Annotated in this window: 11 protein-coding genes; 5 read left to right on the top strand and 6 right to left on the bottom strand. The window is 72.0% G+C overall.

From position 1 onward, the window contains the following. The first annotated feature begins 30 nt into the window (after positions 1-30). The 5 genes from OOK40_RS29140 (at position 31) to OOK40_RS29120 (ending at position 4,295) form a co-directional block, all read left to right on the top strand. The gene (locus tag OOK40_RS29140) at positions 31-213 is read left to right on the top strand and encodes a hypothetical protein (protein ID WP_266487395.1); all 183 of its coding nucleotides are present in this window, start codon (positions 31-33) and stop codon (positions 211-213) included. A gap of 258 nt (positions 214-471) precedes the next feature. Beyond that, positions 472-825: a hypothetical protein gene (locus OOK40_RS29135; RefSeq protein ID WP_266487394.1), complete on the top strand. Its 354-nt coding sequence runs from the start codon at positions 472-474 to the stop codon at positions 823-825. Between the two features lie 105 nt (positions 826-930). Beyond that, the gene (locus OOK40_RS29130) at positions 931-2,025 is read left to right on the top strand and encodes a sulfite oxidase (RefSeq protein WP_266487393.1); all 1,095 of its coding nucleotides are present in this window, start codon (positions 931-933) and stop codon (positions 2,023-2,025) included. 31 nt (positions 2,026-2,056) lie between these two features. After that, positions 2,057-3,409: a rhodanese-like domain-containing protein gene (locus tag OOK40_RS29125; RefSeq protein ID WP_266487392.1), complete on the top strand. Its 1,353-nt coding sequence runs from the start codon at positions 2,057-2,059 to the stop codon at positions 3,407-3,409. Between the two features lie 34 nt (positions 3,410-3,443). After that, the gene (locus OOK40_RS29120; protein WP_266487391.1) at positions 3,444-4,295 is read left to right on the top strand and encodes a sulfurtransferase; all 852 of its coding nucleotides are present in this window, start codon (positions 3,444-3,446) and stop codon (positions 4,293-4,295) included. A gap of 244 nt (positions 4,296-4,539) precedes the next feature. On the opposite strand, the gene OOK40_RS29115 is transcribed toward OOK40_RS29120, so the two are convergent. From OOK40_RS29115 to OOK40_RS29090, 6 genes are all read right to left on the bottom strand, one after another. Then, on the bottom strand, positions 4,540-5,289 hold the full coding sequence (locus OOK40_RS29115; protein ID WP_266487730.1) for a phosphate ABC transporter ATP-binding protein: 750 nt from the start codon (positions 5,287-5,289) through the stop codon (positions 4,540-4,542). A gap of 222 nt (positions 5,290-5,511) precedes the next feature. Then, complete coding sequence (locus tag OOK40_RS29110; protein ID WP_266487390.1) at positions 5,512-6,459, bottom strand: sortase; 948 nt, start codon at positions 6,457-6,459, stop codon at positions 5,512-5,514. Next, entirely contained in the window at positions 6,456-7,754 is a 1,299-nt protein-coding gene (locus OOK40_RS29105; protein WP_266487389.1) for an Ig-like domain-containing protein, read from the bottom strand. The genes OOK40_RS29110 and OOK40_RS29105 overlap by 4 nt, the downstream gene beginning before the upstream one ends. Positions 7,755-7,768: 14 nt before the next feature. After that, positions 7,769-8,665, bottom strand: a complete 897-nt coding sequence (locus tag OOK40_RS29100) for a hypothetical protein (protein ID WP_266487388.1) — start codon at positions 8,663-8,665, stop codon at positions 7,769-7,771. 52 nt (positions 8,666-8,717) lie between these two features. Further along, entirely contained in the window at positions 8,718-10,565 is a 1,848-nt protein-coding gene (locus OOK40_RS29095) for a DUF916 domain-containing protein (protein ID WP_266487387.1), read from the bottom strand. A gap of 134 nt (positions 10,566-10,699) precedes the next feature. Then, positions 10,700-12,274 carry an Ig-like domain-containing protein gene (locus OOK40_RS29090; RefSeq protein ID WP_266487386.1) on the bottom strand — a complete coding sequence of 525 codons (1,575 nt, stop codon included), beginning with the start codon at positions 12,272-12,274 and terminating at the stop codon, positions 10,700-10,702. Positions 12,275-12,278: the final 4 nt, after the last annotated feature.

Raw genomic sequence — 12,278 nt, 5'->3', positions numbered from 1 at the left:
ATGGGGGTGAGCGAGTGAAGGAGGCCCGTCATGAAAACCGGAGCCTCGGAATCGGATTACGACACCTGGCTGTACTCGCACACCCCCTCGCAGGCCGAGGGCGAGCGTGACGAACCAGGCGAGCGCAGTGCCGTGGAAGTGCACCCGGACGTGCCAAGGACCGAGCCGTCGCAGGCCGAGGGTGAGCGGGTGGAGGACGTTCCGACCGCGTGACCGCCGCGCCGGGAGTGGCCACTGGGTCGCTCCCGGCTGCCCGGGGGTCTGCCGGTGACTGTCGGCTCAGGCGTTGGGGCGCTTGCCGTGGTTGGCCTTCTTCTTCTTGCGGGCGCGGCGCTTATTGCCTCGTTTTGCCATGGCGCGTATCTCCCTCATCCAGGACTTTCCCTGCCTTCGCCAGCATATTTCGGGGTGCTGCGACCGGCCACGCGACGCACGCTGGACTCATGGCCCCGCACGTGTGGAGGTGAGTCCATGAAGCTCCGCAAGGTGTCACCCGGGTGGGGGGAGCCCCTCCAGCCGCCGCCCGGCTACTTCGGGTCCGAAGGCGGCGTGCCCGATGAGGCGCGGCGGCGTCTGATCCTCGACTGGGCGGTGAATCAGCGGATCGCGAGCGGATGGCGGGTGGAGTCCCGCTCCGAGACTCAGGCGGTTCTGGTCCGCGGTGAGCCGGTGAACCATGTGCTGCACGCCATCCTCACCCTCGTCACCTGTTTTCTGTGGGGCATTGTGTGGGTCGTTCTCGTCGCGACGAACAGGGTCGAGCGGGTCGCGCTCACGGTGGATGCGCAAGGGAACGTCGTCGCCGTGCATGCTCCTCTCTCCTAGGGCGGACGGTCCTCCCGCTGGACCCCGAGCGGGGTCGACCCCCGGACGTGATACTGGAAGCAACCCTCGCCGTGCTCCCCAAGAGCCCGACGGAAGGTGCTGCCAATGACCGCATCGGCGATTCCCCGCGGGCCGGGCGCCACGGCCTGGGCACCCGAGACGGTGACGGCTGACCCGTACAACGCGCAGACGCCCTCGGCCGCGCTGGCCGAGCCGGTCACACCCGTCGGTGCCTTCTTCGTACGCGATCACTTCGGCGTGCCGCGCACGACACCCGGGCGGTGGCGGCTGCGGCTCGGCGGCACCGTGGCCGCGCCCTTCGACATCGGCTACGACGAGCTGCTGGCGATGCCGCGCCGGGAGCTCGACGTCGTACTGGAATGCGCGGGCAATGGCCGCAGCCTGATGATGCCCCGCCCGCCCGGTCTGCCCTGGGGCCAACGGGCGGTCGGCTGCGCGCGTTTCGCGGGCGTGCCGTTCCGTCTCATCGCCGCCCGGGCGCGCATCCAGCCGACGGCCCTCGAAGTCGTCTTCGCCGGAGCCGACTCCGGCACCGTGCACGGCCGCCGGACCGCCTTCGAGCGCAGCCTCCCGCTCGCCGTGGCCCTCCACCCGGACACGCTCCTCGCCACGCACATGAACGGCGAGCCGCTGGCGCCCGAGCACGGGGCGCCGGTGCGCCTGGTGGTCCCCGGCCGGTACGCGGTCGCCGATGTGAAGTGGCTGGTCGGGGCGCGGGCCGTCACGGAGCCCTTCACCGGCGTCTTCCAGGCCGAGGAGTACGTCTACGTGGCGTCGCGAGGCACCCCCGACGGGCCCGTGACCACCCTGAGGGTCAAGTCGCTGATCACCTCGCCCGAGCCCGACTCGGCCGTACGCCGCGGTCATGAGACAGCCGTACGGGGCCGCGCCTGGTCCGGCGGCGGGGTGCCGGTGCGGCGGGTCCAGGTGCGAGCCGCGTACGAGGACGAAGAGGGATACACCGACGGGGGCTGGCGGGACGCCGTGCTCGGAGCGCCGGCCGGGGCGTACGCCTGGAGGGAATGGTCCTGCCCGTGGACGCCCGCGCGGCCCGGGCGGTACCGGCTGCTCGCCCGCGCAACAGACGAGCACGGCCACGTCCAGCCGTCCCGGGCGCCGTGGAACGCCCACGGGTACGGCTGCAACCCCGTCGCATCCGTCGAGCTGGTCGTCGTATGAGCGCCCCCGGGCAGTGAGCAGAGGTGACGGTATGAGCGCTATCGAGATCATGACCACCGCGTCGCTCGGTGACAGCAGCTATCTCCTCGTCAGCGGCGACGAGGCGGCGCTGGTCGACCCCCAGCGGGACAGCTGGGGACTGATGGAGTCCTGTACGTCCAGGGGGGTGCGCATCCGGTACGTCCTGGAGACGCACGTGCACAACGACTACGTCTCCGGTGCGCTGGAGGTCCGCGCGGCGACCGGCGCCACTGTGGCGGGGCCCGCCCGTGCGCCGTACGCGTTTGATCATCTGCCGCTGGCCGAGGACGACGAGATCGTCGTCGGTGGCGCGACCGTGCGGGCGATGGAGACGCCCGGGCACACGGCGGAGCACACCTCGTACCTCGTGTTCGACGACCCTCGCCTGGCGCCGACGGCCGTCTTCACCGGAGGCAGCCTGCTCGTCGGCAGCGCGGGCCGTACCGACCTCTCCGGTGACGACCGTACGGAGGAGCTGGCCAGGGCGCAGTTCCGTTCGCTGAGGCGGCTTTCGCTGCTGCCGGACGCCACCCGCGTGCTGCCGACGCACGGAGCGGGCAGCTCCTGCGCGGCCGGACCGGTGTCCGGGAGCCGGACGACCACCGTGGGCGCCGAGCGGCGCAGCAACCCGACGCTGGCCATCCAGAACGAGCAGAAGTTCGTCGTCGAGCGGCTGTCGGGGCTGCCGCCGTATCCCGCGTACTACCGCTATATGGCCCCGATCAACCGGGCCGGTCCCGAGGTGCTCGGTGGGCGGCCCGAGCTACGGCCGCTCACGCCGGGCATGGTGGAGGGGCTGGTCGGGGGCGGTGTGCAGCTCGTCGACGGCCGCGACCGCAGAAGCTTCGCCGCGGCCCATCTGCCCGGGTCCCTCTGCGACGAGCTCGACGACCGCTTCGCGAGCCTGGTCGGCGAGGTCGTTCCGTTCGGCGCACGCCTGGCGCTGGTGCTGCCGGAGCCGGAGGAGGAGGCGGCCGACGAGGCGATGATGCAGCTGCTGCGGATCGGATACGAGAACGTCGCGGGATATCTGGCGGGTGGCGTGGACGCCTGGCAGGCCGCCGGCCGCCCGGTGCGCTCCTTCCGTACCGCGGATGTGGCCGAACTGGCGGGACACATCGCCGAACGGCGGGTGCTCGACGTACGGCCGGACCGCCCCGAGGGCGGAATCCCGGGCACGCTCGCCGTGCCCCTCGCCGAACTGCCGCGGCGGCTCGGTGAGATGCCGAGGGACGGCGAGATCTGGACGGTCTGCGGGAGCGGCCGCCGGGCGACCATCGCGGCGAGTCTGCTCGACCGGGTCGGCATCCCCGTGACGGCGGTGATCAGCGGCGGGGTGGGGGACCTGACGCCACAGGCCTGAGAGCAGGGAGAGCACGGAGAGAAGGGAGAAGACCATGGGCAGCAGCGGCTACGCCCACCCCGAGACACTGGTGGACACCGAGTGGCTGGCCGCCCACCTCGACGACGGGACGGTGCGCGTCATCGAGGTGGACGAGGACACTTCGGCATACGAGCAGGGCCATATTCCCGGCGCCGTCGGCTGGAACTGGGCCAGGGACCTGCACGCCGCCGTCGGCCGCGACTATGTGGACCGCGAAGCGCTCGGGCAGCTCCTTGGCAGGGCCGGGGTGGAGGACGACACCACCGTGGTGCTGTACGGGGGCAACAACAACTGGTTCGCGGCGTACGCCTACTGGATCCTGCGGCTGCGCGGCTTCAACAGAGTGAAGCTGCTCGACGGCGGCCGCAAGAAGTGGGAGCTGGAGGCCCGCGAGCTGACCCAGGAGGTCATGGACCGCCCGCGCACCGGCTTCGCGGTAACGGGGCAGGAGAACCCGCAGTTCCGCGCCCTTCGCGCCGAAGTGCTGGACAGCCTGGGGAGTTCCGCCCGCATGGTCGACGTACGCTCCCCGGAGGAGTACCGGGGCGAGAAGCTGGCGCCTGTGCATCTGCCGCAGGAGCAGGCGCAGGTCCCCGGCCACATACCCGGCGCGGCCAACGTTCCCTGGGCGCAGGCGGCCAACGACGACGGGACGTTCAAGTCGGCCGACGAGCTGAAGGAGCTGTACGCGCGCCAGGGCATCACGTCCGACCGCGAGATCATCGCCTACTGCCGTATCGGAGAGCGCTCCTCGCACACGTGGTTCGCGCTCCACGAACTGCTCGGCTACCCGGACGTCAAGAACTACGACGGCTCCTGGACCGAGTACGGCTCGCTGGTGCGCGCTCCCGTCGAGATGGGATGACGCCTCTGGCGCGTACGCGGGGTTAGGTCCTGTCCGGTCGATCAGGCCGGATCAGTGAGCGGGGTCTGGTGCGTGCAGCTGCAGGCCGGAGGATGGGGGTCCCCCCGCCGAAGGCAGGGGGAGAGCCCACGCGGAGCGTTGGCGACTGACGCAACGCGGCGTGGGGGCACCTCCCGTGCCCGAAGGGCTACGGGGGAGTGCGTGCCAGGGCACGCGAGCCCGGCAAGATCGGCCGGACAGGACCTTAACCGAAGCGGCCCTCCACATAGTCCGCCGTCCGCGGGTCCGAGGGTGCGGAGAACATCGCGGGCGTGGGGCCGTGTTCGACGATCACGCCCGGGGTGCCCTGTTCGGCGAGGAAGAAGGCGCACTGGTCGGAGACGCGCGCCGCCTGCTGCATGTTGTGGGTGACGATCACGATGGTGACCTCGTGGACCAGCTCGCGGATGGTCTCCTCGATGCGGCGGGTGGAGGTGGGGTCGAGCGCCGAGCAGGGCTCGTCCATCAGGAGCACCTTGGGGCGGATCGCCAACGAGCGGGCGATGCACAGGCGTTGCTGCTGGCCGCCGGAGAGTGCGCCGCCGGGCTGGCGCAGCCGGGTGCGGACCTCCTTCCACAGGCCTGCCTTGGTCAGGCACTCCTCGACGAGGTCGTCCTTGGCGCCGCCGCCGAGGCGGACGCCGGTGAGTTTCAGCCCCGCGGTGACGTTGTCGTAGATCGACATAGCCGGGAAGGGATTCGGCTTCTGGAACACCATGCCGACCCGGCGGCGCGCCTCGGTCAGGCGTTGGCCGGCCGCGTAGATGTCCTGGCCGTCGACCAGCACCTCGCCCGCCAGTGAGGCGGACGGGACGAGTTCGTGCATGCGGTTGAGGATGCGCAGGAAGGTCGACTTGCCGCACCCGGAGGGGCCGATGAGGGCCGTGACCAGGCTCGTCGGCATGGTCAGCGACACGCGGTCGAGGACTTTGTGGTCGCTGAACCAGGCCGAGATCCGGCGGGCCTCAAGGGTCGCCCCCGTCGCGCTGGTCGCTCCGGTCGTTCCGGTGCTTCCGGCGCTTCCGGCGCTTCCGGCGCTCCCGAAGCCGTCGACCGGCGCCGGAAGCGGGAGGGTGGTCTCGGTCTGGGTGGTCTGGTCGCTCACGGCACGTCCTTGTTCGGCGGAGACTCGATCACGGAAGCTCGATCACAGAGGGTTCGATCGCAGAAGGCGCGATCACAGCAGGTTGGGGAGGAGCAGCGCGGCCTGGTCGGCGACGGCCAGGCCGAGGGCGCCGAGCAGTGGCACGCCCACCACCCAGGTGTGCCGCCGGCCCCAGCGGGCGTGCGCCCAGGCGACGGCCGCGGCCGCCAGCACCAGCCCCTGGCCCCACAGCACGAGCGGCAGCCAGGCCGTCTGCTGCACAGCCATCGGCTTCTCGTCCTCCGGCAGAGCGCCGGACGGAACGGCGGGCGCCGGCGCGGGCTGTACGTCCGAGACCAGGTCCGCGTCCACCCGCAGAATGCCGCGGGGCATGAACCGCGTGCCGTCGGCGGTGATGAGAGTGAGGCGGCCCCGGCCCCCGGTGACGGCCGGTGGCTGGGGGTCGCCCTCCCGGCGCGGGCCGATCACCCTGTACGTGTGCTTCCCCTGGCCCGTCGTCACGGTGAACCTGTCCCCGGCTGTCAGGTCCTCCAGGCGCCGGAAGGGCCCCCCGTAGGTCGCCTGGCGGCCCATGATGACGCTGACTCCGGCCTGGCCGGGCAGGGTGGTGTCCCGGCGGTGGCCCGCCCCGCGGGCCAGGTCCTGCGCCGTGGTTCCCTCGCGGACGACTTCGCGCAGCTGGAGTACGGGGACGTCGAGGAGAGCGACCGCAGCGCCGTGTCCCGGCGCCAGGCCGCCGCCCGAGGACCGGCCGATGGGCGCGACGCCATTGGCCAGTTCGGAGCGGAAGCCGGCGTAGTCGACCTGTCGGTCGCGGGCGTGCCGGAGGTCGCCTACGAGAGTGACGTCGACGACGAATCCGAGCAGCAGCGCGGCGAGGATGCTCAACGCCGCGCTGACGACGCGCAGCCGGGGCCCGGCGGCCGGACGGCCGGACGGCGCGGGGCCGCCGGGTGATGTGCCGCGGACGGGAGCGCCGTCCGCGGTCACGGCGTCGGCCGGCGCAACCGGTGCCGTCATCCGATCCTCCGTGACACTGAGGTGGCGTAACCCCAGGCGTATCCGGGGCGCTTGGCCGTGATGGTGACGGTGAGCAGGTGGCCGCGGTCGGCCCTGGTCGGGTAGTACGTCACGCGGGTCGCACCGGTGATCGTCCGCCCGTCGCGCTTCCAGGTGTAGCTGTACGTGGTGGCCGCGGGGGTCCAGGTCCCCGGCCTGGCGGTCTGCCGGTAGCCCACCCTGGCGGTGCCGGTGATCGAGGGCCTCGTCACGTTCTTCAGCGCCGGGCCCGCAGCCACGGTCACGGCCGGGCTGGTCGAGGTGGTGCTGCCGGTGCTGTTGGCCGCGATCGCCCGGCAGGCGGTCTTGTGGTTGTAGTCGGCGGCGACCAGGGGGCGGGTGCGCGCGATGGCACCACTGATCACTGCGCCGTCGCGGAGCCAGAGGTACTTGATCGACGTCGCGCCGCTGAAGGCCACGGTGCAGGTGGCCGTATAGCCGACCTTGAGGGTGCCGGTCACCTTCGCCGGTGTGACGACTGCCGGGGGCTTGATCTTGACCGTGTACGACAGAGCCGCGGAGGCCGAAGAGCCGTACACCGCCGGGTCGGACGGTGTGAACTCCGCCTTCAGCGCGTGGGTGCCGACCGCCAGAGCGGTGGTGGACAGGGTGGCCACTCCCGCGGACACCGCGACGGGGGTGCCGAGTTGGGCCGCCCCGTCCAGGAAACGTACCGAACCGGCCACCTCGGCCGGGGCCACCGTCGCCGTCAGCTTCACGGCTGTGCCCTGGACGACCGGGCTCACCGGAGCCGTCGCGAGGGTGGTCGTGGTCGCGGCGGCGGGAGCGGTGCTCTGGTAGGCGGTGTTGGACGTGAACCACATGGGGGCGGTGAAATCGCCGTACGTCGTCGAACCGAAGGCGGCCCGGCAGGTCAGCGTGAAGTCGTAGCGCCCCTGCAGCGTGGTGAAGCCCGCCGTACTGGCGTAGTCCCGCATCGTCTGCGTCAGCGGCACCACGATGCCGCCGCCCGCGGTGGTCGTGTAGGCACTGAGCGGCGAGTTGCTCACCACGATCTGGCCCTCGGCCGGGAATCCCGAACCGGCCACGGAGACAATGAGGTTGGTGGCCTCGGCGGGGCAAGGCCCGGCGGTGGTCAGCGTGACCCCGCTGGTGTCCGTACCGGTGGCAGGGGTCACCTCCATCGAGCCGAGGACATCGGCCCTGGCTCCGGTCGTGCCGAGCGCGAGCGCTCCGGCGGCGAGGAGGGATGCGAGAGCTACCGACAGCGGTCGGCGTGCGGTGGAGAACTTCATGGTCGGCCTCCGCCTCAGACGTTCGGGGTGTCGGTGACGGGGAACTCCTCGCGCCGGCGGCTGCGCCGCACGACCGTGATGCCCGTCGCCACGAGGAGGGCCGAAGCCACGCCGGCCATCGCGATGTCGGTGCCGGTGGCCGCCAGGGATCCCTTGCCGCCGCCCGAACCGCCGCCGCTGACATCGGTGGAGATGCCCTGGGAGCCGCCGCCCGGGGTCGCGGTGTCCGTCGGGGCGGCGGGGTCGGTCGGCAGCGTCGTGTCGGTGGGCGACGCGGTGTCGGTCGGCAGCGTCGTGTCGGTGGGCGACGCGGTGTCCGTCGGAGACGCGGTGTCGGTCGGCGAGGCGGTCCCCGTGGGCGACGGGGAGGCGGTGCCGGTGGGCGCCGAGGAGGACGGCGTGGCCGTCGGCCCGGCGGGGTCGGTGTTGCGGTACGCGGTGTTGGAGGTGAACCAGATCGGCGCGGTGAAGTCGCCGAGGCTGGTGCCGTTGAAGGCGGTGCGGCAGGTCACCGTGAAGTCGTAGCGGCCCTGCAGCGTGGTGAACCCCGCCGTACTGGCGTAGTCACGCATCGTCTGCGTCAGCGGCACCACGATGCCGCCGCCCGAGGTGGTCGTGTAGGCACTGAGCGGCGAGTTGCTCACCACGTTCTGGCCCTCGGCCGGGAAGCCCGAGCCCTTCACCGCGACGATGAGGTTCGTGGCCGCGTCCGGGCACGCCTTCGACGTGGTCAGCGAAATCCCGCTGGTGTCCGTGCCGGTGGCCGGGGACACCTCCGCCGAACCGACGACCTCGGCGTGCGCGGCGGTCGCGGTGAGCACCCCGGCCGCGCCGGACGCCGCGATCAGCGATCCGAGCAGGACGGCGGCCGGCCGGGATATCAAGGTGCGGGACTTGGTTGTGATGGACACGGTGTTCTCTCCCTGTGACTGATGGTTCAAGAGGTATGGATGGTGGTGATGTTCAGTCGCCCGGCTCGGGCTCGGCGGCGCGCGCCCGGCGTCCCCGCACCCAGTGAGCCGCACCCATGAGGAGTGCCAGCAGGGCGGCGGCGAAACCGGTCACCGACCAGGCGACGAGCGAGGTGTCGGAGTCCTGGGCGGCGGCTTCCGTCGCGGCGGGCGCACCCGCGGGTGCGGCGGACCCGTTCGCGGGCACGGAAGGCGCCCCCGCCCCCGCCCCGGCGCCCGCCGCGCTCCCTGTTTCAGCGCCCGTACCGCCCCCCGACACGGTCGGCGGTACGGGCTGCTCTGATTGCCCCGGCGCCTTGGCGTCCGGAGCCTTGACCGCGACCCGCGTACCGTCCCGGTACGCGTCTTTCGCGGTGAACCGCAGGGACCCCGTGAAGTCCCGCAGACTCGTCAGGTCGAATGCGCCCTTGAGGCAGCTGACCGTGAAGGTGTAGGTGCCGCGCAGTGCGGTGAAGCCGGCCGTACTGGCGTAGTCCCGCATCGTGTACGTGAGCGGGATCGACAGGCCGCCGCCGGGCACCTTCGGATAGGTCGCGAGCGGGGCGTTGCCGACGACGATCTGGCCTTCGCGGGGGAATCCCGCTCCGGTGACGCGGGCGATGACGTTGGCGGTCTTCGCGGGGCAGGGCGCGGCGGAACTGAGCGTGATGGGCTGGGCGTCGCTCCCCCGCGCAGGGCTGACCGCGAGTCCTCCGGACTCCGCCGCCCGGGCGTCGGCAGGTGCGCCCGCGACAACCGCTCCGGCGGTGAGCAGGATCGCCGCGAGGCCGACGGCCTGCTTCGACCTGGCCGCGGCAGGGCGCGGCTCCGGTGCGCTCGTGCCCGCGCCGCGCCGCCGACGCCTGCGTACGAGCAGGAGCGTCAAGGCTCCGGCGGCGACCAGCAGCAGAGCCAGCAGCGCCCACGGCAAGGCCCAGAAGTCCTCGACCCGCGTGACCCGTGGCAGCACACGGTGCTTGATGTCGCCGCGTACGGGCCTGGGGTCGACGGTGACCGTGGTGGTGTCGCGCATGGCCGGGAGGACGCCCGTGGCCGAAGCCGTGATCTTCACGGCGGCGCCGGGCAGCAGCTCGGGGATGTCACGAGGGGCAGCCACCTTCGTACCGCCGCCGAACAGATCGCGTACGCGCACCGCTTGACGGGCTGCCAGCCGGACATTGCCGGTGTTGCGCACGGTGTACGTGACGGTCGCGGATCCGGTGCCGAAGGGGTTGGCCGTGCCGTGGTAGGCCGTGTGCAGGCCCTCGACGGTGAGACGGGGCTTGAGCTCCCCTGCAACCCGCAGGTAGATCCGCGCGCCGACCCGCTGGTCGACCGCGACCTTGCTGCCCTTCTTGTCGGTGCGTACCGCCGAGAGCGAGGCAACGATGCCGCCGGTGTGGTCCCCGGGGGTCACCTTCTGCGGGACGGTCAGGGTGAAGGGCACGATGACGTGGGACCGGCCGGGCACGCTCAGCACGTTCTTGCCGAGCTTCACCCAGGAGCCCACGTCGGTGGGCTTGTGGTTCGCCGCGAACAGGTCGAAGCCGCCGTCGGCGGTGGTGAAGGCGTCGCCGGCGTACACGCGCAGGGTGAGCGGCTTCTTGCCGTAGTTGTGGACGGCGATGTGGTCCTTGACGACGGCGCCGGGGGTCGCCCCGTACGAGAAGTGGGGCCGCGCGTCGGGCTTCTTCGCGGCCGACGGCTGGACACCGAAGGTCGTACGCCCCTGTCCGCCGTCGCCGGGCCGGGTGGCCGGAACCGGGGCGGCGGCCGACGCGGCTCCGGCTGCGGCCGGGAGGACGGCGAGAAGGCATGCGGCCAGGACGGCGGCGATGCGGCGGGCTGAGGTCGTGATCATGTCGGGTCGTCCGTTCGGGCGCGGGACGGGTGGAGCGGGGTGGGTGGGCGGCCGGGGCGGGCATCGCTGCCCGCCCCGGCCCGGGGCGGCTTACCTGGGGGGCAGTGCCGCCGCCCCGTGACCATCCGGGTGGGTCAGATGGCCGTCAGGGTGAGCGTGGCGGTGTAGGTGCCGGCCACGGTCGAGGTGGGCGCGTTGAGAGCCAGGTCCGCCCCGACGTGGGCGGTGCCCAGGCCGGTTCCGTTGGCGAGGGAACGGGAGGACTTGAGTCCGGCCGTGCCCGCGTCCGCGGGGGCGACACCGTTGGCGGCCGCGACGGCAGCACCCGGCGTGACGGTCTGGGACGCGCCCTTGTCGATCAGCTTCGGCGTCCAGCCGAGGTTCTGACCGTTGATCAGGTGCGTACCGCCGTCCGAGAAGTCGGTCAGCTGGCCGCTGACGGACCAGCCCGGGTTACCGGCACGGGTGTCGGTGAGCGTGACCGGGTTGATCGCGCCCGTGGTGGACAGCAGGTCACCGTTGGCGTTGAGCACCGGGGAAGGCAGGGTGACATGCGGGTTGTCGACGCTGATGACGAGCGCACCGGCTTCGACGGTGGTGGTGATGTCCTGCGAGGCGGTGACACCGGCGAAGGCGCCGATCACGTACGGAACGGCACCGGAGTCGGAGCCGAGGTACGCGGCCGGGTTCGTCGGGACGAAGACCGCCGAGAAGGTGTGGTCACCCGCGCCCAGGCTGCTGGTGGTGTAGGCGGCCTGACCGGCGGCGACCGGCACCGTGGCCAGCGTGGTGGTGGTGCCGCCCACGGTGTCCTGGAACTTCACGGAACCGGCGGCCGAGGCGGGCGCCACCGTGGCCGACATGCTGACCGGGCTGTACTGGGCCGCGGTGCCGGCCGGCGAGACGGCCAGCGCGGTCGTGGTCGCGGTCGCCGGAGCGGTGTTGACCGTGTAAGCGACTGCGGCGGACGCGGACGCGTTGTAGGCGGTGCTGCTCGGCGTGAAGGCGGCCGTCAGCGAGTGGCTGCCCGCGCCCAGGCTGCTCGTGGTGAGCGCGGCCTGGCCGCCGGAGACGTTCACCGGGTTGCCCAGCGCGGCGCCGTTGTCCTTGAACTGCACGGTGCCCGCGGCGCCGGCCGGGCCGACGGTCGCGGTCAGCGTCACGGGAGTACCTGCGGTGACCGGGCTGGCCGGGGACACCGCGAGGGAGGTGGTGGTGTCGGTCTTCACGGCCGGGTCGGTGTTCTGGTACGCCGTGTTGGACGTGAACCAGACCGCCGCCGGGAAGTCACCGAGGCTGGTGCCGTTGAAGGCTGTCCGGCAGGTGACCTGGAAGCTGTACTTGCCGGTCAGGTTGGTGAAGCCCGCCGTGTTGGCGTAGTCACGCATCGTCTGGGAGAGCGGGATGATGAGCCCGCCGTCCGCCGTCGATCCGTAGGTGCTGATCGGCGAGTTGCCGACCACGTTCTGGCCGCCGGCCGGGAAGCCCGAACCGGTCACCGAGACAATGACGTTGGTGGCGTTGGCCGGGCAGGGGCCGGACGTGGTCAGCGTCATGCTGGAGACGTCGGAGCCGGTCGCCGGGGTGATCACTGCGGTGCCGATGTCGGCGGCGTGCGCCGACGGAGCCAGGATCAGGCCGCCTGCAAGCACGGCGACCAGGCTCGCGAGACCGCCCGCCAGGGTTCGCGAGAGGGTGTTCTTCCACACAGTC

The organism is Streptomyces sp. NBC_01481, from assembly GCF_026339995.1.
Classification (GTDB): Bacteria; Actinomycetota; Actinomycetes; order Streptomycetales; family Streptomycetaceae; genus Streptomyces.
Note: the sequence above shows the minus strand (reverse complement) of the source record. Positions and strands in the feature narration are given on the sequence as shown.

Excerpts from the sequence above, each read along its gene's own strand:
- OOK40_RS29140 (WP_266487395.1), top strand. The coding sequence starts at position 31 with ATGAAAACCGGAGCCTCGGAATCGGATTACGACACCTGGCTGTACTCG.
- OOK40_RS29135 (WP_266487394.1), top strand. The coding sequence starts at position 472 with ATGAAGCTCCGCAAGGTGTCACCCGGGTGGGGGGAGCCCCTCCAGCCG.
- OOK40_RS29130 (WP_266487393.1), top strand. The coding sequence starts at position 931 with ATGACCGCATCGGCGATTCCCCGCGGGCCGGGCGCCACGGCCTGGGCA.
- OOK40_RS29125 (WP_266487392.1), top strand. The coding sequence starts at position 2,057 with ATGAGCGCTATCGAGATCATGACCACCGCGTCGCTCGGTGACAGCAGC.
- OOK40_RS29120 (WP_266487391.1), top strand. The coding sequence starts at position 3,444 with ATGGGCAGCAGCGGCTACGCCCACCCCGAGACACTGGTGGACACCGAG.
- OOK40_RS29110 (WP_266487390.1), bottom strand. The coding sequence starts at position 6,459 with ATGACGGCACCGGTTGCGCCGGCCGACGCCGTGACCGCGGACGGCGCT.
- OOK40_RS29105 (WP_266487389.1), bottom strand. The coding sequence starts at position 7,754 with ATGAAGTTCTCCACCGCACGCCGACCGCTGTCGGTAGCTCTCGCATCC.
- OOK40_RS29095 (WP_266487387.1), bottom strand. The coding sequence starts at position 10,565 with ATGATCACGACCTCAGCCCGCCGCATCGCCGCCGTCCTGGCCGCATGC.